This window comes from Nitratireductor indicus C115 (genome assembly GCF_000300515.1).
Classification (GTDB): Bacteria; Pseudomonadota; Alphaproteobacteria; order Rhizobiales; family Rhizobiaceae; genus Nitratireductor; species Nitratireductor indicus.
This window is the reverse complement of the sequence record NZ_AMSI01000017.1, coordinates 87,087-108,441: the sequence shown is the minus strand read 5'-3', so window position 1 is coordinate 108,441 and position 21,355 is coordinate 87,087. Positions and strand designations below refer to the sequence as shown.

The following is a 21,355-nucleotide window of genomic DNA, read 5'->3' as shown; positions in this document are numbered from 1 at the left end:
CGAATCCCTCCCTCTCCGCCATAGCTATTTTGCTCCCCCAGAAGCGATATAATGCAACAGCTTAGCGGCTCTCCGCCGCAAGTTGATCCCCCCAACATTGCTCCCCCACTTTTGTCAGATGCGGGCCTTGATTTTGAGAGCGATGATCACGATATGTTCTTCGTCTCTCTCTTAATGGGGCAGAAAGGAGGTTTCCATGTTGGAAGCCTTTTTGAAGTCCCCACTCTCAAGGCAGGGCTATTGCCAGTCCTTGAGGTGTCCCTAACAGGGGGACGGGTTAAGGCTGAATTGATGCCGGAAGCGGGCAATAGCTGACGGCCTGCAAATGTGAGAGGACCCCTATACGGGCAACCTCTGGGTCACAATACCCGCAGATAAGGCCGATGACGGAACGTAGGGATGCCTCGGTAGCCTGGAGAGCGTTGACGTGGAGACCCCTGTGGCCTTCACGATGCTGGCCCATGTCTGTCCACGCTTTAGCATGTCCATGAGGGCGGCATTGCGTTCGGTGTCCTCGGGCCTTCCTCTATACGCCCCCGCCGCCTTGGCCTTCTGGATGCCCTGGGCCTGCCTCCTGCGGCGGTCCACATAGTCTTTGCGGGCTATAGCGGCGAGCATGTCCAGCATCTGCCTCGCACTGTAAAATCCTTCTCGCGAGACCACGGACTTGTCGCTCATATGTATCAAGGCAGACCGTATGGTAGTAGACCAATAATCCGTAGCGTGGCTGTGCGGTCAAATAGCATGGGGAAAGAGCACGTACGAAAAGGCCGGAATCGTCTGCGTGTTTGGCAATAGCGACATCATTACAATGCGCACGCAGAAAAAATGTAGCAAATGCCCCCGCACTCTTCCTTGTGATCACCAGCTTATCGGATAAATGTGTCTCAGCGGCTTGGATAAAGACGGTCCGCAGTCGGTCATAAGCTTTCCAAGTTCGACGAATATAGGGATCGATTTTGCCATTTCTCAGAAACTCTTCAAGCAAGAGTTGGTTCCAGCCCGATGTCTCGCGATCAATAAGGCCCTTCAGGCGGGCGAATGCATCTACCATTGATGCGGGGAGGACCATGTACCCGAGACGCAGCCCAGGGAAGAGTGTCCGGCTAAAGGAGCCCGTATAGATGACTTGGCGCGAGTTTGACAAAGTAAACAGTGACGTTTCTGGGCAACTTTGATAGATGGACTCACTGCCGTAATCATCTTCGATGATCCAGGCATCATTCCGCTCGGCCCAAGCCAATAGCTGTAGCCGTCGCTCCAAGCTCATTTCCACTCCAAGCGGATATTGAAAGGACGGCGTGACGTAGACCGCTTGGGCAGGCGGTGCACGCTTAACAACGAGCCCGTGCTCGTCAACCGGCACGGGAATAATGTCAAGTTTCTGGAATCGCAGGAGATCGACGGTGTTTTGATAACAGGGATCTTCCACGACGATCCTATCACGCGCCTGCAGTAGAACGCTTAGAGTGAGATAAATCGCCTGTTGAGACCCGGATGTGATGACAACCTGTTCGGGGTCGCACAATATGCCGCGACGCTTTGCTAAATGATGTGCAATTTGCTCGCGCAGGCCTAGTTGCCCAAGTGGATCACCATATTCGAGCAACCGCCTGGGAAACTTACGCAGTACATTTTTCGCCGCAAGGTTCCAATCCTTCCCAAATTTCTCCGTTTCAACAACAAGCGATGTGATCGGCGCACCACAGTTTCGGTGGTGAATGGAAGAAGGACCGGAACCGATACCCACCTGCACCCCTTTCACAGCATAACGGAGCCCCGCCGGCACCGGTGCGACATAGGTCCCCGATCCTGGTACGCGGACCAGCAGGCCTTCTTGCACCAGGGCATTGTAACTCTCCTCAACGGTGGTCCTTGAAACTCCATTTTCTAACGCCAGACTGCGGGCGGACGGCATACGTTGGGCGGGGGGGAGTTGCCTCTCTTTCAGAAGGGCGACCAACTGCACTCTAAGCTGTTCGTATAACGGAATCGGTTTCGTCTTGTCGAAGTTGAGACGAAGTGACAGTGCAGGCCCGCGGCGCTCCAAAGTGGTCATATCAAAAACCTCAAGTGTGGTTCTTTCGGACTTTCTAGGTCGATAATAGCTGTTCGCTCAAGTGGTTCTATTATGGGTTGAACATGTTGCGATCGATTACCCAATACCGACCAGTGACGGCCAAGAAGCTCACCGAATTGCGGTACTGGGATAATCTGAGTGTCGACTACCGAAAGACTTTCTTAGTCGCCTCAGAAGTTCTTCCTTTTCGCGTCAACGAATATGTTCTCGAAAATTTTATCGACTGGAGTGCGCCCGAAGACGATCCAATGTTTCGGCTGCTCTTTCCGCAAGAAGGTATGCTGACAAGGAGTCAGTTTGCCCGAATTGAAGCGGCACAGAATGCCACGTCAACCGACCTCCGCGAAGCGGTGAGAGTTACCCGAGAGGAACTCAATCCTCATCCGGCTGGCCAAATGACGGATAATATTCCCACTCTCGGCGAAGATATTCTCGATGGGATACAGCATAAATACGCGGAAACTGCCTTGTTCTTTCCCAGCGCCGGGCAGACCTGCCATGCTTATTGCAGTTTTTGCTTCCGTTGGCCCCAATTCGTTGGCGAACCTGCATGGAAAATACAGGCGCGTGAAGCGGCTCAAGCTGTATCCTATCTTCGGTGTCACCAAGAGATCACCGATATTCTGATCACTGGTGGCGATCCACTGATCATGAATTCGAAGAATCTGCGCCGGTATGTGGAGCCCTTCCTGGCCGTCGAAAGCCTAAAAACGATCCGGTTTGGTTCCAAAGCTGTAACCTACTGGCCGCATCGCTTCCTCGCAGGTGAGGACGCCGCGGACCTGCTATCGCTATTTGAGGAGATTGTTGCCTCGGGGAAATCGCTGGCATTCATGGCCCATTTAACACATTCGCGAGAACTCGAGCCCCCAGAGGTGAAGGCGGCGATAAACGCCATTCGCGCAACAGGTGCGACTATCCGCACACAGGCGCCTCTCTTGAAGCACGTCAATGACGACCCGGTCGTCTGGGCCAAACTCTGGACCGACTGCAGTGCCTTGGGAATCTACCCTTATTACATGTTCGTCGAGCGCGACACCGGACCTTCCGGCTATTTTCGCGTTCCGCTCTGGCGCGCCCATGAAATCTATTCAAGCGCGATATCGCGGGTGTCCGGGCTGTCACGCACGGCACGCGGGCCAGTCATGTCATCGCATCCTGGAAAGGTAGTAATTGACGGCATTGTTGAGGTGCACGGGCAAAGGGCGCTCTCGCTGCGGTTTCTTCAGGCCCGCGAGCCGACATTTGTCGGCCGCGTATTCCTAGCAGAGTTTGATGAAACGGCGAGCTGGCTTGACGATCTGAGGCCGCTAGGCGGTGGAGAATTCTTCTTCGAGGCGCGAGGAAAGCCAACCGAACCTGCGGCACCGCAATGGACAGCGCCCGAACGAATTATGGGAGGTGTTCATGCTTGATATAGTTGCCGATAGAATCTGCGCAGAATACGAGTTTTCCGAAACAGAAAAGCGCGGTCTTGAAGCGCTTGCGCAGAAGTTCGTCAGCCATGATTTCTATCGTGATCCAGCATGCGGGCACGACGATTTTTGCGCTGAGTTTGCAGCGGTCGCATCAACGGAGTTGCGCGAACTTTTGGCCTCTATGAGCGAAGGGCGGGGGCCAGATGTTCTGATCCTCAAGGACGTGCCCGTGGACAATCCGCTCCCCGATTTAGGCGGCCTGGAACAGAATATTGCAGCGAAGGGGCGTGTCAGCGAAACGGTGCTATCCGGCCTGACGGCACTGATGAAAGCAAAACTGCAACGTGAGCCCAGTAGCCACCAGCCGGATTTCCTTCAGCAGATTTATCCAGTGGATAAATTCGAACAAGAATCTTCTGGACGGGGGCGGGCACCCTTGCCCTTTCATGCCGAGAACGTTTTCCTGCAGACACCGCCAAGTTTTCTGGCACTGCTCTGTCTGCAAGGGCAAAGTGGGGTTTTCACCGAATACCTACCGGTTGCTGACATTCTGCACAGGCTTACGCCCGAGAATTTGGAGCAACTGAAAGCGCCGATATACAGCGTTCGAAGCGGCGACGGATTTCAGGCAAGGGCGTTAGATGAAACTCCAGTACTGGATGCCATCGCGAACGGCTGGACAATATCTCGGATATACGAAGAAGACCGCATTCACACAGATGACCCTGCTGGGCGAGATGCAATCCATGTGCTGAAGGCAGCGATTGCCGAGGCCAAAGCCTCATGCGTCCGGAGCGTTGAGATGACGTCAGGGACGGGACTCTTAATCGCCAACGGCGTTGCCAAAGGCAGGTATGGTGGTGTGTTGCACGGCCGGAAAGGGCAGATCATGTCCCAAGCTCCGTCCACCCCAGTTGATGCACGTCGCTGGCTGCAACGCGCCTGTATCGAAATCAACTATCTCTGAAGAGCTGAACTTCTCGGAATAGGTTTTGGCAAAAATGAGTGTTAGTTCGATCTTTAAGAAAGACCTTTTGGCCATTGGCTGTGGCCCGTCAAATCTGAGCCTCATAGCTCTATGGATAGGGGCTGGACAATCGGGCTCTGTTATTCTCGACCGGTCTTCGAGCTTCACATGGCACAGCGGAATGCAACTGCCCGGTGCTGAATTGCAGGTTTCTTTTCTAAAAGATCTGGTAACTCTGGCCGATCCGACAAATCCTTATTCTTTTCTCTCATATTTAAAATCAACGGGCAGCATATACAGAACACTTGTTGCGAGCAGATATTCTGTTAGCAGAAAAGCGTTCGAGAAGTATTATAATTGGGCAATCAACAGGCTCGAAGCCGTTGAATTCAATACAGAAGCGACCGCGATTACCATGGGCACGGATGGGTTCCATGTGGAGACCAACTCGGGGCGATATGTTGCGAGCAACGTCTCTGTAGGCATCGGCAAGAAACCTTACGTTCCCAACTTCGATGATCCGGATCGCACCCGATATCACTCGGCGAACTTCATGGAACGTGCGCCCGCAAGTTACGCGGGGCAGGATATCTGCGTGGTTGGCGGAGGACAATCGGCAGCGGAAATTGTGGAGTATCTACTGAACCTTCCCACTCCACCAGCAACGATACATTGGATTTGCCGTCGTCCAATGTTGCTGCCGCTGGACGATTCTCCCTTTGTTAATGAAATCTACACACCGGCCTTCGCCGAATACTTCTACAGCCTGCCAGAAGCAGCTCGCGCTCGGCTCAACGAATCCCTGAAGATGACCAGCGACGGGATTTCCATGCGGACGCTAGAGAGTCTCTATTCGCGGCTCTACCGCAACAATATCGAAACCGAGTCTCACACGAGTGTTCATCTCAAATGTAGCTGCGAGGTTCTGAATGTTGCCAAACGACACGAAGGCCGTCGCAGCGTTACGACTCGGAATACCCTGACTGATTTCCGCGAAGAATTTGACTGTGACAAGGTCCTTTACGCGACGGGATACAGGTACGAAACTCCGGCATTTTTGGACGGCATCGCCACTTTGCTAACGTTTCTGCCCAGCGGTGAAATCTGTCTGAACGAAGATTTTTCCGCGCGTCTGAAAACGTCCAAGAAGGCTCGCCTTTTCCTTCAAAATGCCGGTGTGAGCCAGTTTGGTCTTGCTGATCAAAACCTCAGCTTGAGCGCATGGCGTAGTGCGAAGATCGTAAATTCCATCTTGGGCAGGGAATACTACACCCTTGATAAAGAAAGCGTCGCCACAAGCTTCCCGCTTAGCCAGCAAGGCGCGCCGCACAGCCGAAAGATAGCAGTATGACAGACCAAGCAGTTTATACGTCAACCCCTCAGAGAATCTTCATAATTCTTATTATAGAGAGAATATTTCATGCCGTCTGCATGGGATCGGCAGCCTTACTCCCTTTTTATTTCATCGGAAATGGATTAGATGAAATTTATTTTGGATCGACATCGGCTATAAGTGCCGTTATTGCAATAATTATTATATTATTTTTGCCATTTATAATGAAAAAAGTGCGCGTGAAGAAAATAGCCCTCGCAAGCGGGATGTTTTTTTTGTCGGGATACGCGCTTTTGCTCTATGGGAATCAGCAGCCAGAGAGCCTAAAGGCCCTCGGCTTTGTTTGCGTTCCACTGATTTCGGCAGGCTGGATTACACACTTCACTTTGGGATCTATCAAAGTCTCAGCCGCATCATCCGACACAACACGGCAGCAAAACTTTATGATCTATGCAGCCTTCAGCACATTGGGCATCAGCTTGGGACCGATCATAGGCAAGATGGTGCTGTCAGTCGACGATAGCTTCTCATACCTATTCGGCCTGCTAATTGCCCTGTCTTTGATGGGGTTCATGGCGTCGATAGCTACCGGCGGTGGTTCGGCTGATGGTTTGTCCACTTCAACAGCAAGCGAAACATCCCGAACAGATGGCATCGGAGAAATTCTGCAGTCTCCGGCCTTGTTTTTTGTGTTCATGGTTCTTCTGCAAAGTGCAATATTCACGATTATCATTAACTTCCAGGTCGTTTTCGGCGAGCAGAACGGACTGAGTTCTTCCGTATTTTTCACGTGTTGGGCAATCGGAATTATGGTGCCACGCCTTGTATTGGGCGGCTGGATTGCTAAGCGGGACAATCGGATAGTCCTGCCCATCTTAACAGCGTGCCTCGGCATTTCCCTGTTCGCTTTGGCTGCAGGGCCATCATCGAACCTTCTTTATGGGATGGCCGCCGTCTCGTTGGGTGTTTTCTATGGCCTCTCTTATCCGATCGTTCAAGCTGAGACCGTGAAATATGCCACAATTTCTACGCGAAGCTTCTTTTTGGTTGCTTTCAGCTTGGCATATTTTATCTCGTATTACGTCACCCCGCTGGCCGCCGGCATTCTTGTATCGATCCATGGCTATAATCAGCTCTTTTTTATCGCGGGGTTGATCGCTATGTCCATGGTGGTGGCCGAGTTTGGGTTTTATCGCTCGCGCTATTCAAAACAACGCACCTTATGACGACGCATATCGCAATCATTGGTGGTGGTCGCGTAGGCGCCGCAATTGAGGCTGTCACTGCTCGATTGGGCGGCTACCGGGCCATGGTCATCGATCGGGCGGACGTCCCCTATTGTGCGCAAAGAATGAATAGTGAAACTGAGCTATTCATCTCCGATGACACTGAAAAAATATTATCCGCGCTGAATCGATTCTTTTCCAAAACCCCGGCAAAAAAATGTGCGGTCGTTTTCGCACTTTCCCATGTACAGGCCTATCCTCTGCTTATCCCATTGGATCAACGCCTATCGCAGGGGATCCGTTTTTTGGTCGTGGGACGACCTGCCGACGTCGACCCGGCAGTTTTTACCAGGCGACCGATTCATTTCGGAGCCGGGCTTGAGCCGGGCTTGGCGGAAGCGCTGCTTCAGGTCTTGCACAAGAAGATGGTCATGCCCGACTGCATCGAGACCTATTGTGGCGGCCTGCCTCACATTCCCTCGGCCCCCGCTTGGCATGAAATGAATTTCGCCACGGAAAGCGCATTCACCAACCGAACAAGCCTCGCGCGCATCAATGGATGTGAAGTGAAGCGCCCTCGGTTTGACACCCGAGATCAGGTGTTCTTTCCCGACTTTGGGGTCCTAGAATGCTATGACGACGCTTTGTTGCCTGAAACGTTGAGCGAACCGAGCCTTAGCACAGTTCCGACCTTGCACCAGCGTACACTGCGCTGGCCGGGTTTCGCAGCATTTGCACTTTCTGATCTCAGTCCGAACGAAAAAACAGCCGCCGTCACACCACGGGGCGAAGACGTCGTGCTGTTGGCTGCGCGAGCCCAGAAGGATCATCGGCAATTCGAGATTATTGTGCGGACTGATCCCTGTTCTGGATTTTCAGCTATGGCATGGGCGACGGCACTTGGTTCCATCGCCGCTCTCGTTGCCGGAATGAGTATCGAACATCAGGCGAGATGTATTTTTCCGGCGGCAGATCGAAACGATTCCGTCTTTTATAGTTTTAAGGACATTGTCCAGCAATTTGGACCCGACGGTAGCGGAACCAGCATTTGCTGGACCGGCAGCCACCAGACACAACGCATTCTTGAGGAGGACAGTTGCCATGACTGATATCCTACCAGAATCACGCCGTGCTCGTCGTGAAACGCTTCATGCAAAACCGGACGCCACCCAAAGAGGGGCGATGAACCCATTTGAAGAACAAGACAAGGTTAGCGTGCGGCTTATTACCTATCCCGCAGGCTCAATCACCGAATACCATAATCACAACGATATAGAATTCTGGACGGTGATCTCGGGGAGTTTACGCATTTGGATGGACGATCATCAAATCGAATTGAATCAAGGAGACTCCATCCGCGTCGAGCCTTTGCAGATTCATCGCATCGAGTCCCCCAGAGAAGACACCATCATGCATGCTGTTTGGTGGACAGATGCTGCATATTTCGCCGAAGCGGCGAAGCGATCGCTGGATGCAAACTTAGACGGCTGCAGCCGGGTGATAGTGCAGCCACCGATGATTACTCCGAACGGCGAAATGCACCTTGGGCATGCCAGTGGGCCATTTCTTCAAGCTGATTTTGCAGCACGGGCATTGCGTTCAGCCGGCCGTGAGGTGCTGCACCTGCAAGGTTGCCAGGGGCACCTGCAATATCTACGGATCAATGCGGAGAAGCACGGCGGCGAGTTCTATGAGGTCGCTCGGCGATATGCCGACAGTATCCGGGAATCGCTGGGACGGCTCAACATAGATTTCGACCTGTTTCTGGAATGCGAACAACCCAAAGCCTTCGATTCGATTTGCCACCGTCTGCTGTCACGCCTGGATGAGGCAAATTTGCTGGCCGAAATCGAACATGACGCTCCCTTCGATGAGGAAATGCAGGAATTTCGCATCGAGGCATTGGCCAAGGGTGTTTGCCCCCATTGCCACAGTGCCGGGGCGACATCCGAGTGCGAGAGTTGCGGTGCCACGATCATAGATGCTGACCTCGGAGAGGTTACTGATCATCAAGGCAAGCCGGTTGGCCGGCGAAAGCTGAAGCGGCTGTTTCTGCGCACTGAGTTGCTGCGTGATGCCATTAGGCAATATACAGCTTCAGCGCTTTTGCCCACCCGGGCTCGACTTTACATCGAAAAGTGGTTGGCAGGCCCTTTGCCTGATGTTTGTCTCTCCAATCCATACTCTGAAGGAATTGCGGTTGCTCGGCCTGGCTTCGAGGACCAGAAATACACCGATGTCTTGGAGCGCGTCGTTCGCTACCTATTTGCTTTGGAAACCTTTGGCGCGCGTCATTATGGCGTGTCTTGTTTCGAAGAACTCCGGCCTGAGCAGGTTCCGACAACGGTCGCACTTTTTGGAGCGGATAATGCATTCGGTCGCCTCATTCTGTTCCCTGCGCTGATGATTGCCCTCGGGCTAAGCAAATCGGCGCCGCGCATGGTCGTCATGAATGAATTCTTGCTGCTGAACGGCGAGAAATTCTCTACTTCCCGGAACCATGCAGTTTGGGTAAATGAGTTCATTGATGGAACAAATGCAGATCCATTCCGCTTCTACATTGCACGCAATAGCCCCGTGGGGCAGCAGGTCGACTTCTTGCCGCAGGAATTCGACCGCTGGCTTACAAATCATTGGCAAGACCGGATTGTTGACACCCTTTCAGGAGCGCTGGCTTTTCTGCGGAAAAACATGACGTCTCAATCGATACCGATGCCGGGAGCCTGGAGCCGGGATGATGTGAGCATGTACATGTCGACAAAGGCGGCCATAGCAGCAATTCAAAAGAGCTTCGATTTGTCTGTTCTGGATTTCTCAGCAGCGGCCCGGCATATGGAATCTCTGGTGGATGGGCTTTCCCGGTATCTTCATTCTGCACAAACCCGTTCGGACAAGATGTATGCTTACTCTGCATCTCAGTTCAGAACGGAGGCACGTTTGGTTGCCGCGGCTACCGTGACCATTGCTGTGGCGGTCGAACCCATCGCACCGCGCCTTGGAAAGTACCTACTATCGCAGTTCCCGGGAACTTGGCGCATTGACACATGGTTCCCGGCCGATTTCCTGACAATTGATTTATCGCTTGGTTCGACCGATGTGGGTTTAAATTGAGAATTTGTAGTAAGGACGTGATCGCAATGAACTGCTCCACTACGGCGATCCTCATCCAACTCATAGGGGACCGGACGGCCATTGCTGTGCGCCGTGAAGGACGCGAATGATCTGAACGGCATCGCTCGCGGTGTAGACGACGATGAACGGCGCACGCACCACGACTAGCTCGCGGGTGGCATCCTTCCTTCCCGGCCGGAAAGGGGAAACTCCCGCAGCCGCTCGATCTGTCCTTCGATTTCGTCGCGCATCCCGATCGCCGCCATTACATCGTCGCGCGCGATATAGTCGGTGATGGAATCAAGATCGGTTTCGGCGTCTTCGGACCACACGAGCCGCTTCATCCGGCCCGCCCGGCACGGGCCAGCAACTCAGCACGCTTTTCCTGCCAGCGCTTCCGGTGCTCCTCGTCTGACACGAGGCCGACCGTGCCGCTCGCAATGCCGTCCAACGTCCTTCGCACTTCGGAACGGAACCAAGCATCGTGCTCGGCCGCCTCGCGCTGCCGGCGAAGCCGTTCGGCCTGGTCGGGGCGCTTGCGTTCAATCGCGTCGGGGTCATAGTCGGCCGTATCGACCTCGAATCGCGAAACCCCAAGTTCCTCGCGCACGAAGGCGGCGGCCGTGTTCAAGTTTCGCCACAGGCGCGGGCGGCGTGCCCGTTGCGCGGATACGGCGCGTTCGTTGGCACCGTAGCGCACCAGCACCGCCCATCCGCCAGGCTGGCCGAGAACGACCGCGCTCTGGATCGCATGGGCATCCACGAGGCTCTTGACGGCCTTGCCGTCGATAGTGTCGGGGGGGATATGACTCTGCGGCATGAACGCGTCACCTTTTTGAGTGAGTGATGCGCTATTATTTAGAAACTGCATTCGGATTTCCAGTAAAACTGTTGACCTGTTTGTGTTCGGCCGTGCTCACGACCGCATGGTCGGGTTCGGATCGAGCTTTTTCCGATACGCCGGATGGGCGTGCGAGACGATAGCCTTGAGGCGCAGCGGTGGCTTTGAGCCGATCAGGCAGAGCATTTCGTCAGCGGGCATTTCCAGTATCTGATCGGCCGCCATGAGCTTCTGCTTGTGTTCGTTGATGGAGATGCGGGCGGGCTCGCCGATCTTCGCTCCTGCCTGTTTGGACTTGGTGAGCACGGTCTGATCGCCAAGGGCGTGTGCTGCCCATTCGGCGGTTTTCGTTTCGGCGCGGCCAAGGCCGAAGATTCGGGTGGTGACACAGGAGCCAAGCAGGCTGGCGGTGTCGTTCGCGCCATAGACGGCCTCGATCTGCCCTTTGTCCTGGGTGACGAACAGCGCCTCGATACCGGCTCCGGCCGCGACATTGGCGATGTTCATGAGCTTTTCCATGCGGCCAAGGCGCACGAACTCGTCAAGCACCAGAAGAATGCGCTTGTTCGCCGTGCGCCGACCGTCCTGGCCCACCACCGTGCCAAGCACGAGATTAACGAGCAGGCGCATGAACACGGCCTGACCGTCGAGCTGGTCGAGCGGAACGGCAATGAAGAGATCAATAGTGTCGTCCAGCAATTCATCCAGAGCGGCGGTGGAGCTTTGCAGGAAACTGCGCATCTCGTCGAAGCGCGCCCACTCGAACGCCTTCTTGATGGTGGTCTTCACGCCGCCACGTTCGTTGTCGCCGGCCGACAGGAGCGTGGCGGCGGCCTGTGCCGGACGGCGACCAAAGCGGCCGGGATCGTTGGCCCAGGCTTGCAAGGTCTGTTCGACCTCCGCGCCTAACAGAAGATCCGCAACCGCATTCAGGTTGCGATCTTCGGCGTCATGGGTGGTGATGATCACCTCGATCGCCGCCGCGACGATCTGGCGCGAGATTTCGGCAAAGTGCGATCCCGCGCCGCTCTCGGGACGGACGAGGCCATCGGCGATGATGTCGATGTCGCGCACGAGATGATTGTGGCGCACATAGTCAAGCGGATTGAAACCGTCCAACGGTGCTTCGATAACGCCGAACGGATTGAACACTACGACATGCCGGCCCTGGGCCTGCCGCCAGCGGCGGGTGATGGCGAAGTTTTCTCCCTTCACGTCCAGCACGACCACCGGCCCGTCATGGTCGATGATGGCGGGAATGACCGCCGACACGCCCTTGCCGGCTCGCGTACCGGCGATCACGCAATGATGCCCGCCACGCCAACCGCGTTGCGGGTCCGGCTGGTAGCGTAGCAGATGACCGTTGCTCAGCCCGAGGGGCAGACCGCGGAAAGAGACTTCAGGTAGCGGATGCCAACCGCCCCCATCCATTGCGCCTGCCAGGGACCGGATTTCGCCACACGGCTGCTTTTGGTCGGAGTCACGGCCATGATGACGCTGATGATAAGCATGAGAAGCGGCGGCAGGCCGACAATGGCGGCGGTGGTAAAAGCGCGTTTCTGGCCAAGGGACAGCGTATCGATCACACCGAACCCTTCGCGCAGGCTGCGGATGCCGGAATGGCCGGCCGCTCGCCATGCGCCGATGGTCTCACCGAAGACGCGAAACAGGTGCACATAATCCCACAAGGCGAAAGCGGACGCTGCCAGCGCTAGGCAAATGCCCAGCGCCTTGAGCAATCCCCTTTCCGGCCCATACAACCCACCCGCCCAGATGAGAGCGACAAAGGCAGCACCCAGCGCAAAAGCGGCGAGCTGCGTGCCCGGAAAAAGATAGGGCCAGATATTGGGAAGGCCGATGGCCAGCACGGCGCAAAGCGCCAACATACCAACGCTCACGATCATGCGAAGCGGTGTGACGGAAAGACTGGTCATGGGAATGGTTCCTCGAATACGGCCGCGCCTCATCACCGCGACGGCCCGGCTCTCGTGAGGCCGATCGCGCGGGTTGCGGGGACGCAGGACGGTTGATGGGAATGGGCGGGAGCGGTACTGACGGCGTAGCTTCTTCCGGCCGCCGCCACGTCATGGCGGCGATCTATTCCACCGGCCTGTCGTTCAGGAGCTGTCCCGCGCTCGTCAATGCCTGCCTGCTCACGGCCAAGTGCCGCCGCACGGTCGCGGAATCCTGCGATGCCTCCACGAAGTCGATCAACGCCGCTACCAACGATGTCTGTGAAGCGATCAGCAATCTGACGCCATCTTCCAAGGCTTTCTGCCGTGTCTCGATCATGGCGGTCGAGCGTTGCTCCAAGGCGTTGCACTGCGTCGCTGAGGTTTCGCAAGCCTGTGTCAACCGCTCGACGTAGCCGAGCAATTCGCGCTCCAGCCCGGTCAGCGCCGGTTCGTCCTGCTGGTTCCCTGGCTGGTTCTGTGAAGCCGTTCCGTGCTGCGGCATCTGCAATTCCTCTTGTCTGTCGTGGATGGCCGTCATGCTGCTGCCGGCGCTCTATTCCTGCGTCCTGAAGATCAGACAGGGCACCGATCTCTCGCCCGCCTGGCATTCGCTCAAGCTCAGCCGCGCTTCGTCCCAGGTCAGCACCAGGCCGGTCTCGGTGAAGTGTGTTCTCAGCCCGATCTGCTGATAGTTCGTGGTCATGGCCTCGCGAATCATCGTCCGGCCCCACCAGTAACTCGCGGCGAAGGTGCTCCCGATCGCGAGCGCCAGGAAGATCATCACCGCCCAGGGATCGAACCGCGTCAGCCGCCGGATCATTTGCAGGTCGGCCGTGATCGCGCTCAAGGCTTTCCGGTTCGCGCTGCGGCAAGCGTCCACGCTCGCTTCCATATCGCTGGCGATGGTATCGCGCACGTTTTTCGACATGGCCGCGCAATCGCTCCTGAAGCTCTCCAAGTTCGATGCCAGCCAGGCGGCTGCCTGTCCGGTCTCGCTCTCCATTTTCTCGGCCAACCGCGCGCTCAAGGGTTGCCGTTCGCGTCCAATCTTCACGAAAAATCTCTCCCTTCAGCCGGAACCGTTCGTCGGTTTCGGGATCGCGCACCGTGAGGTAGTTCTTTCCGGTGCGCGGAATCTCGAAACCGGCATCACGCAAGGTTTCCACCATCGTGCTGCGGTCCTGAACCGCACCGTCGGCGATGCGGTCGAGCAGCCAGTCATGCAGCTTTTCGCGTGCTTCCCCTCGCCGCACCTCCTCGATGATGGAACGGACATCGCGAGCGCGCTCGGGCGCTTTCGGGTCGGTCCAGCCCTGTTCCTTGTTCAGAACCTCGCGCAAGGCGTCATAGGCACGCTGATAGCCGGGTGGTGCGATGTTCAGGCTGCGGCCACGCTCCAACTCCATGCGTGGCGTGAGGAAGTGCAGTTCCACCCGCCGCTCATGGGTATGGCGCACCCAGAGGATTTCGTGCTGGTCTGGTTCCAGCCCGGCAAAGGCCAGTTCCTCGAAGGCGTCCATCGCGATCTGCTGCTGGCGCTCCGTGGGAGCATCCTCGGCCGTGAAGGAGAGAACACCGGCCCGATAGGTCCACTGGTGCGGGCAAGAATCGATCAGCGATTCCATGCGCTCGGCATTGCCGCGCAGCACCTCCGGTAGCGGGTCGCGCTCGAACATGAGCGCCCGGCCATCCGCATCGCGCATGACGTTGCGGTTTTCGTCATAGGCCCGCACCTCCCGCGCAACCAGATAGCCGACCGGACCTGCGCCGCGACCCTGACCGTTGCGAAAAAACTTGATCAGCATGGCGGCGGCTCGTTCGTATCCGTCGAAGCATCCACACGCGCACCGCGTTCGGGCGTAGCCCATGCGCGAGGAGTGGCGGCACGGCTCATAGCTCTCTCAATAGCGACGAGACGGGCCGTCACGACGAGGGCATCAATGTCGTGGCAATGACCGGCAAGCGTGGCCGCGTTCAGCCAGCGGGCAATCTGGTTCAGATTGCCGCCGATGCGGCCGATCTCGCGAACCAGGGCGGGATCGGCCTTCGGCACCGGACGGCGGCGCTTCTCAGCGACCAGGCCAAGAGCTGCGCGCATCACATGAGAGTTGCTGCCGCCCGACGCTTCGGCTTTCGCCAGCAGCGCGGACTTCTCGGCCGGCGTGCAGCGGAACACGATGCGGCGTCCAGGCCATCGGCGGTCGATGCCAGCCGGGAGGCAGTAGACGCGCGACCGTCACCACGGTCGCCCACCACTTGCTGCGGCGCTCCCGCATGGGAGCCGTGACGATCGCCATCGTCACCCTGCCGCAGCATTTCGGAGGGGTTTGAAGGGGAGGCTTGCCTCCCCTCACAAGGCTCCGTGTCGTATGACACGGGTCGCCTTGCTCCCTGAAACGCGCCGGCCGTCATGACGTCCTCCGGTCGGCAGGTTCGTGCGGCGCTTCATGTCGGCCGCGCTTCAACCTGCGCCGAAAATAGGCGGTCCATTCGAGCGCCTTCGGGCTCCCGGCCTCCGGTGGCCAATAGCTGGGCAGACGGTATCCCGGCTTGCCGTTCCGGCGGTCTTCGACGCCGAGCGTTTCAAGCGGCGGAAGCTCATTGCAGGCGAGCCAGTTCTGCCATTGGCCGATCTGAGCTTCCTGGTCAGTGGCAACAAAGAGCTGCGGCACGGCCTGGCGCATCGCCCACCGGTTTTTGTCCGGCCGAGCGGCAATGCCATTTCGGCTGCATGGCGCGTCTTCACATTCGAGGAACACCCGGCCCTTCAGATAGGGGATCATGAGGGCGGGTTTGTCACACGCGGTCCATTGCGCTCGATAGACCGATGCACGTTTGATCGCCTTGCCGCGATTTTCACGCGACAGGCGCTCGAACAGACGTTGCGCATAAGCGCGCTTGTCCGGCCGCGTCTCCAACGGCCAGCTATCCCAAAATTCCGAAAACCCGACCTCCTCGCGCGCTCGCGCGCGCTGGTTTGGTTCTTTTGATGGTTCCCTGACGGATTCAATGCCCGGCATCTCCTGCCGGTAGGCGCGGCACCAGATGCCGGTTGGTTTGGCCTACCGGCAGATTCTGCCGGTAGGTCGGAAGCAGGAGTTTCCAGCGGTCGATTGAGGCACAGTCGGATCAAATCGGATGTGCGGGAACCGTCGCTACGGTTTCTGCGCTGCCGCTCGATGAAACCGCGATCCTCAAGTGTCTTCAGCCAATCGCGCGCGGCGCGTTCGCCGAGTTCGGCCTCGGCCGAGATCGTCGCCTGCGACGGCCAGCATTCGCCATTCTCGTCAGCGTAATTGGCAAGGCACATCAACAGCACCTTGCCGGTGGGAGAGCCGACCCGCTGCCGGATCGCCCACGCAACGGCCTGGATGCTCATGTCAGCATCCCGCAGTTAGAAGGGGCAGACCCTGCGCATCCTGGTTCGGCTCGTGATACTCAGTTTTGGAAGGGGAACTGCGGGTCTGTCCAACAAGAGTGGCTTTGTGCGTCTTCCCTGAGCAAAGCAGGAAAATCCGGTTGGACATCACCGGAAATTCTATAATGCTTTCAATAGATGGTTTTTTGTAGGTTGGGAAAGATAAGTATTTGAGTTTGCTATGCTGGGAGACTACCTCCCTCTCCGCCAAGCACTACTTATAATAGCCTATCCGCCTCCTTGCACCCCACATTGTCGGCTCGATGGCGGACCGACGCCATTCCTCACCAACCAGGGTTACTTGGGTGGATTGTGAGCGAAGAACATCTTGTCGAACTCTTCCACAAGGGGCATGGCAAGGACCAGCAGGCGCCCCCCATGCTCCGTCTCTTGTCCCCGAATTCCGCCTCCCAAGAACCACATGTTTGTCCGGACGATCCGCTGAGGCCGCACTCTGGTGAGTTTCGTCAAGAAGACGGAAAGCCTCTTTTGAACACTTTCGTTTTCCTGGGGGTGCCTGCCAGGCTCACCAGCCGTCGGAATGTAGGGCACTCCATATGCGAGGGCGCGGGGCAGTCAGCGACATGGCGGAGCGTATCACGCAAAGCGCTGAGTTCGAGGATTTTCCGGTCTATCGCGTCGGCTTTGGCATGCAGCACATCCCGCGGCAAGTCCGGCATGCCGTTCCGGCCAAACATGCCGGCGATCTCGTCTAGTGAGAAGCCTGCTGTTTTCCCCATCGCGATCAAGTTGAGCTGCAACAGCACTTCGGATACGAACTGCCTGCGTAAGCCATGGCGCGAGACCGAGGAGATCAGGCCAATCTCCTCGTAGTAGCGCAGCGCCGAAGGCTTGACCCCGCTTTGTGCCGCGACCTCGCCGATATCGAGAAATTTCACGCTTGACCTCAAGTTGACTTGAAATGGCAGTCTGCTCGCCATTGACCATCGAGACAAGAGGGAAAACATTGATACAGGCTCAATCGTCGGCATCGAAAAAGACTCGAGCGGGAATTACGACCACGCTCGCACTGGCAATGCTGCTGGCTTCGCTCGGTACCAGCATCGCCAACATCGCACTGCCGGCGCTGGCCGAAGCGTTTTCCGCATCGTTTCCGCAAGTGCAGGCTGTCGTCGTCGCTTATCTCGGAACCATGACAATCTCTGTCGTCATTGCCGGCCGCGCCGGCGACCGCTTTGGATTGAAGGCAATGCTTATTATGGGGCTCACCCTTTTCATCGCCGCCTCACTGTTAAGCGCCGCCGCGTCGAGCCTCTGGCTGCTGATCGGAGCGCGCGCCCTTCAGGGTATCGGCGCGGCCTTTCTGATGACGTTTGCCATGGCACTGATGCGCCATACGGTCGACGAAGCGCATATCGGGCGGGCCATGGGACTGCTCGGCACCGTCTCCGCGCTTGGAACCGCACTCGGCCCATCACTTGGCGGACTGCTGATCCAGATGGAAGGCCAAATGGGAGGATGGCGCAGCATCTTCTGGGTGCAGGTGCCATTGGCGGTTTTCGCACTGATCCTCACCATATTGATCCTTCCCGGCGAACAGGGCGCAGGCAATACCACGTCGACAAGCCTTTGGTCGGTGCTGGACAGAAGGCTCACACCCAGTCTTCTCATCAACATCCTCGTCGCCGCCGTCATGATGACGACGCTGGTGGTCGGTCCTTTCTATCTTAGCCTCGGGCTTGGGCTGACTGCCACGGAGACCGGCCTCGCCATGGCAATCGGCCCTGTGATCTCTATATTCAGCGGGCTTCCCTCTGGAAGGCTCGTAGACGCTTGGGGCAGTCGTCCGGTGCTTGCCGTCGGGCTGGGACTATTGGCCTTGGGAGCATTTCTTCTGGCGTTCTTGCCAAACACAATTGGCGTCCCCGGCTACATTCTGTCGCTCATCGTGCTGACGCCCGGCTACCAGCTTTTCCAGGCCGCCAACAACACCGCAGCGTTTGAGCATGTCCTCGCGTCGCACCGAGGCACCGTTTCGGGGCTGCTCGGCTTGTCGCGCAATATCGGCCTTATTGCGGGGGCATCCATTATGGGCGCCATCTTCGCCTTCGGCGTCGGTACAGAAGACTTTGCCCATGCCGACGCATCCTCGATCACCAGCGGAATGCGCCTGACCTTCCTCACGGCCAGCGCCTTGATCATCGTCGCAATCGCCTTAGTGCTTAGCCAACCAGACACTAAGGCCAAAAACAGGCTGCATCAGTGATGATTTGTCGAGGACTATGGCCAGACGTAATTCTTCATTCCGCAGCCTCGTCCCATCTCGGCTGCAAAACTAAAAGTCAAGTGATATCAATAGTATATAAAAGCAGGCCTTCAAGGGCCGCGGCGCCTTGGCCAAGGCGCCGCAAGGGGCTTCTTCAGCGTGTGTAAATCGCGGTGATGTGAGCCGTGCCGATCAAGTTGGCGTTGATCATGTAGCCCGCCAGGGCGTTACTTGCATGCGCGGGCAAGTCCAGCGTCTCGACGCCGAGGGCATGGACGGTGAAGATGTAGCGATGCACTTCACCTGCAGGCGGACAGGCTCCGCCGAAGCCCTTCACGCCAAAGTCGTTCGCAAGCTCCGTGGCGCCATTGTCCATGGAACCGCTGACTCCGGAGGGAAGCTCGCTCACCGAGGCGGGAATGTCGACGACGTTCCAGTGCCACCAGCCCGATCCCGTCGGGGCATCGGGGTCGTAAGCGGTCACGGCGAAACTCTTTGTGCCCTCGGGCGGATTGACCCAGGCAAGCTGCGGAGAGGTGTTACCACCCTCGCAGCCAAAACCCTTGAAAACCTGATCGTTGGAGAGCTGAGCGCCCTCGGCAATTGACCTGCTTGTGAGGGTAAAATCCTGCGCCACAGCCGGCAGCGCCGACAAGATGGCGCCGATGCCGGCAAGAGCGATCACGATACGCATGTCCGATCCTTTCCTTCTGAACAAGGGACAATCTCGGAATACACAAACCGAGTGCCCAGCACCTTCGGGGAACGATCAAAGACTATCGAAAATCGCTCATTCAGCAGTCGATCTGATACACTTCGGCGCTATCGAAAACCGTTTCCTGAATGAATCGCTGAAATGCGATGCGTGCTGAAGCCGCATTCCAGAGCGATACGGGAGATGGGCACATCCGTTGTCTGAAGCAGGACCAATCCCCGTTCGAGACGGGCATTCTGCAATATCTTCGAGAAAGCATGGCCGGATTCGGCAAGCCAGCGGCGCATCGTCGCTTCGCTCATGCCGAAATGCCGGGCAACTTCGGATATCCGCCAGGGATGGGTGAGATCGGTTTCCAGAAGCCGCCGCACCCGGCTGACCGGCCGGTTGTCCTGCGGCGGGTCGAGTTCCACGCCCAGATGACGCAACCAGATCAACGGTTCCAGCAAACGATGGCGCCGAATAGGAGCAGGGATATCTGCGCATGCGATCGTTTCCCGGATCTGGGCCAGCATCCTCTCGCTGCTGCGCAACTCCGCAGGGATGACGCGAATACCCGTCATTCTCTCCGCCGACACCGCTCCCCGTTCCAAATGGGCCGGCCCGGTGAAAACCGAAGCAATCAGATCATGCGCGAAGCAGACGCCTTCCGCCCTGTAGGCCGCATTGCGCAGCGGCCTGTTCTCCAGCGTTACGAACGATCCGGACGGAAAAACAAGTAGGTCTCCTTCCCCGGCGATGAGCTCGCCATTGATAGGACAGAGAACTCTTTTTGTCCCCGAGCGGACAAAACAGAGGAATGTCTGGTCGATGTAAAGATCGGCGAAGGTGGCGGCTGTCGCCTGCGAGATGGTGAACACGGTCACCTCTCCTGCAGTCTTGTCGATGGTCATCCGGCTGGCTCCGCAAGGCATTGCGCCACGAACACGAATATACCAACCGCCGCAGCGGTCAAACACGATGAGGCACCGCCCGGTGTGCTGGCCGTCCTCCTATCTGCCCATCGCTCAGGGCAACACATTGCGCATTACCATATTGCCATTCTAGGACATTTGCCCTAAACATCGCTAGGTCAATTGTCCTAGAACATGATGAGCGCTGCATTCTCATGCAGACCGGGACCGGGGAGAATGGATATGGGCGCGAGCGATACCCGCCGGCACATCGTCGAAGCTGCCGACCGGCTCTTTTACGAGAACGGTTTCGAAGCGACCTCCTTTGCCGACATAGCCGGCGATGTGGGGTTGTCGCGCGGCAATTTCTATTACCACTTCAAGACCAAGGACGAGATACTCGACGCCGTTATCGCCCGGCGCGTTTCGGCCACCCGCGCCATGCTGGAATCCTGGGAGGAGGCCATGCCGTCGCCCTCCGAACGCATCCGCAGCTTCGCCAACGTTCTCGTCGCCAACCGCACGAAAATCATGGCGCATGGCTGCCCGGTCGGCACGCTTTGCAACGAACTGGCAAAACTCGATCATGCCGCAAGGGGCGATGCGGCCTTTCTGTTCAGCCTGTTTCGCGACTGGCTCGCCCGGCAATTCTGCGCTCTGGGAAGGGAAGCCGATGCGGATGCGCTGGCTCTCCACATCCTGATGCGCAGCCAGGGTGTCGCGGCGCTTTCGACCGCCTTTCGGGATGAGGATTTCATCCGCCGAGAGGTCGCAGACATGGAGAATTGGCTGCAAGCCCAGTGCCTGCCTGCATCACCGTCCGATTCCCGCAAACCCGCCTGATGGAGCCATCATGTTCGTCATTACCCTCCGCTTTGCCGACAAGACCAGAGCGCCGCAATTCATGGATGGGCACAATGCCTGGATTCGACGCGGTTTCGACGACGGCGTATTCCTACTGGTTGGAAGCCTGAAGCCGAAGGCGGGTGGTGCAATCCTTGCGCACAATGCATCGGCCGAAGAGATCGAGGCACGGGTTAAGGACGATCCCTTCGTTGCCCAGGGTATCGTCAGCGCAGAAATCCTCGCAATTGCGCCGGGACGGACAGACGAACGGCTCGCCTTTCTGAAGGGCTGAGTGACGGATATGGTGATGCCCCCGGAGGGGCTG

Annotated in this window: 22 protein-coding genes and 3 pseudogenes; 10 read left to right on the top strand and 15 right to left on the bottom strand. The window is 57.2% G+C overall.

Annotation, left to right across the window (positions count from 1 at the left end):
• Positions 1-51 precede the first annotated feature (51 nt).
• Positions 52-315 carry a hypothetical protein gene (locus tag NA8A_RS20720; RefSeq protein ID WP_009452366.1) on the top strand — a complete coding sequence of 88 codons (264 nt, stop codon included), beginning with the start codon at positions 52-54 and terminating at the stop codon, positions 313-315.
• A gap of 24 nt (positions 316-339) precedes the next feature.
• On the opposite strand, the pseudogene NA8A_RS25585 reads toward NA8A_RS20720, so the two are convergent.
• Together NA8A_RS25585 and pdxR are read right to left on the bottom strand one after the other, a co-directional pair.
• Positions 340-627: pseudogene (locus NA8A_RS25585) on the bottom strand (hypothetical protein); the annotation flags it as partial.
• Complete coding sequence (pdxR, locus tag NA8A_RS24770; protein ID WP_009452364.1) at positions 527-2,059, bottom strand: MocR-like pyridoxine biosynthesis transcription factor PdxR; 1,533 nt, start codon at positions 2,057-2,059, stop codon at positions 527-529. The gene pdxR and the pseudogene NA8A_RS25585, both read right to left, overlap by 101 nt.
• Positions 2,060-2,142: 83 nt before the next feature.
• Between pdxR and NA8A_RS20710 the strand changes: the two genes are divergently transcribed.
• The 6 genes from NA8A_RS20710 to NA8A_RS20685 are packed head-to-tail and all read left to right on the top strand — an operon-like array spanning position 2,143 to position 10,135.
• Entirely contained in the window at positions 2,143-3,495 is a 1,353-nt protein-coding gene (locus NA8A_RS20710; RefSeq protein ID WP_009452362.1) for a KamA family radical SAM protein, read from the top strand.
• On the top strand, positions 3,488-4,465 hold the full coding sequence (locus NA8A_RS20705) for a Fe(II)-2OG oxygenase family protein (protein WP_009452361.1): 978 nt from the start codon (positions 3,488-3,490) through the stop codon (positions 4,463-4,465). The genes NA8A_RS20710 and NA8A_RS20705 overlap by 8 nt, the downstream gene beginning before the upstream one ends.
• A 34-nt stretch (positions 4,466-4,499) precedes the next feature.
• On the top strand, positions 4,500-5,816 hold the full coding sequence (locus NA8A_RS20700) for a lysine N(6)-hydroxylase/L-ornithine N(5)-oxygenase family protein (protein ID WP_051018043.1): 1,317 nt from the start codon (positions 4,500-4,502) through the stop codon (positions 5,814-5,816).
• Complete coding sequence (locus tag NA8A_RS20695; RefSeq protein ID WP_009452359.1) at positions 5,813-7,024, top strand: MFS transporter; 1,212 nt, start codon at positions 5,813-5,815, stop codon at positions 7,022-7,024. Before NA8A_RS20700 ends, NA8A_RS20695 begins: the two co-directional genes overlap by 4 nt.
• Positions 7,021-8,133 (top strand): saccharopine dehydrogenase family protein, encoded by a 1,113-nt coding sequence (locus tag NA8A_RS20690; RefSeq protein ID WP_009452358.1) that lies wholly within the window; start codon positions 7,021-7,023, stop codon positions 8,131-8,133. Before NA8A_RS20695 ends, NA8A_RS20690 begins: the two co-directional genes overlap by 4 nt.
• Entirely contained in the window at positions 8,126-10,135 is a 2,010-nt protein-coding gene (locus NA8A_RS20685; protein ID WP_074896692.1) for a class I tRNA ligase family protein, read from the top strand. The genes NA8A_RS20690 and NA8A_RS20685 overlap by 8 nt, the downstream gene beginning before the upstream one ends.
• A gap of 164 nt (positions 10,136-10,299) precedes the next feature.
• Here the strand turns inward: NA8A_RS20685 and NA8A_RS25580 are convergent, their stop codons facing one another.
• From NA8A_RS25580 to NA8A_RS20640, 11 genes and pseudogenes are all read right to left on the bottom strand, one after another.
• Positions 10,300-10,479, bottom strand: a complete 180-nt coding sequence (locus tag NA8A_RS25580; RefSeq protein WP_009452356.1) for a type II toxin-antitoxin system RelE/ParE family toxin — start codon at positions 10,477-10,479, stop codon at positions 10,300-10,302.
• The gene (locus NA8A_RS20675) at positions 10,476-10,955 is read right to left on the bottom strand and encodes a hypothetical protein (protein ID WP_009452355.1); all 480 of its coding nucleotides are present in this window, start codon (positions 10,953-10,955) and stop codon (positions 10,476-10,478) included. The genes NA8A_RS25580 and NA8A_RS20675 overlap by 4 nt, the downstream gene beginning before the upstream one ends.
• Positions 10,956-11,051: 96 nt before the next feature.
• Positions 11,052-12,407, bottom strand: a complete 1,356-nt coding sequence (locus tag NA8A_RS20670; RefSeq protein WP_074896695.1) for a type IV secretory system conjugative DNA transfer family protein — start codon at positions 12,405-12,407, stop codon at positions 11,052-11,054.
• On the bottom strand, positions 12,344-12,910 hold the full coding sequence (locus tag NA8A_RS25575) for a hypothetical protein (RefSeq protein WP_009452353.1): 567 nt from the start codon (positions 12,908-12,910) through the stop codon (positions 12,344-12,346). The genes NA8A_RS20670 and NA8A_RS25575 overlap by 64 nt, the downstream gene beginning before the upstream one ends.
• A gap of 163 nt (positions 12,911-13,073) precedes the next feature.
• Positions 13,074-13,433, bottom strand: a complete 360-nt coding sequence (locus NA8A_RS25570; protein WP_240532831.1) for a hypothetical protein — start codon at positions 13,431-13,433, stop codon at positions 13,074-13,076.
• A gap of 51 nt (positions 13,434-13,484) precedes the next feature.
• A complete protein-coding gene (locus tag NA8A_RS25565) occupies positions 13,485-13,778 on the bottom strand; it encodes a hypothetical protein (RefSeq protein WP_009452351.1) in 294 nt (97 codons plus the stop codon).
• 532 nt (positions 13,779-14,310) lie between these two features.
• Positions 14,311-14,451: pseudogene (locus NA8A_RS25760) on the bottom strand (hypothetical protein); the annotation flags it as partial.
• Positions 14,452-14,729: 278 nt separating this feature from the next.
• Positions 14,730-15,107, bottom strand: a complete 378-nt coding sequence (locus NA8A_RS20650) for a MobC family plasmid mobilization relaxosome protein (RefSeq protein WP_009452349.1) — start codon at positions 15,105-15,107, stop codon at positions 14,730-14,732.
• Positions 15,108-15,339: 232 nt separating this feature from the next.
• Positions 15,340-15,849, bottom strand: coding sequence for a hypothetical protein (locus tag NA8A_RS25555; RefSeq protein WP_240532830.1), 510 nt, complete (start codon positions 15,847-15,849; stop codon positions 15,340-15,342).
• A gap of 272 nt (positions 15,850-16,121) precedes the next feature.
• Positions 16,122-16,310: pseudogene (locus NA8A_RS25725) on the bottom strand (helix-turn-helix domain-containing protein); the annotation flags it as partial.
• A gap of 506 nt (positions 16,311-16,816) precedes the next feature.
• Complete coding sequence (locus tag NA8A_RS20640; RefSeq protein ID WP_040673247.1) at positions 16,817-17,248, bottom strand: helix-turn-helix domain-containing protein; 432 nt, start codon at positions 17,246-17,248, stop codon at positions 16,817-16,819.
• Positions 17,249-17,289: 41 nt separating this feature from the next.
• On the opposite strand from NA8A_RS20640, the gene NA8A_RS20635 reads away from it, so the two are divergent.
• Positions 17,290-18,576 (top strand): MFS transporter, encoded by a 1,287-nt coding sequence (locus NA8A_RS20635; protein ID WP_338086171.1) that lies wholly within the window; start codon positions 17,290-17,292, stop codon positions 18,574-18,576.
• A 154-nt stretch (positions 18,577-18,730) separates the two neighbouring features.
• Here NA8A_RS20635 and NA8A_RS20630 read toward each other — a convergent pair whose 3' ends face one another.
• Positions 18,731-19,270 (bottom strand): YbhB/YbcL family Raf kinase inhibitor-like protein, encoded by a 540-nt coding sequence (locus tag NA8A_RS20630; RefSeq protein WP_009452345.1) that lies wholly within the window; start codon positions 19,268-19,270, stop codon positions 18,731-18,733.
• A gap of 128 nt (positions 19,271-19,398) precedes the next feature.
• Positions 19,399-20,184, bottom strand: a complete 786-nt coding sequence (locus tag NA8A_RS20625; protein ID WP_009452344.1) for a helix-turn-helix transcriptional regulator — start codon at positions 20,182-20,184, stop codon at positions 19,399-19,401.
• 243 nt (positions 20,185-20,427) lie between these two features.
• On the opposite strand from NA8A_RS20625, the gene NA8A_RS20620 reads away from it, so the two are divergent.
• Complete coding sequence (locus NA8A_RS20620) at positions 20,428-21,027, top strand: TetR/AcrR family transcriptional regulator (protein WP_009452343.1); 600 nt, start codon at positions 20,428-20,430, stop codon at positions 21,025-21,027.
• Between the two features lie 10 nt (positions 21,028-21,037).
• Entirely contained in the window at positions 21,038-21,322 is a 285-nt protein-coding gene (locus NA8A_RS20615) for a YciI family protein (protein WP_009452342.1), read from the top strand.
• Positions 21,323-21,355 lie beyond the last annotated feature (33 nt).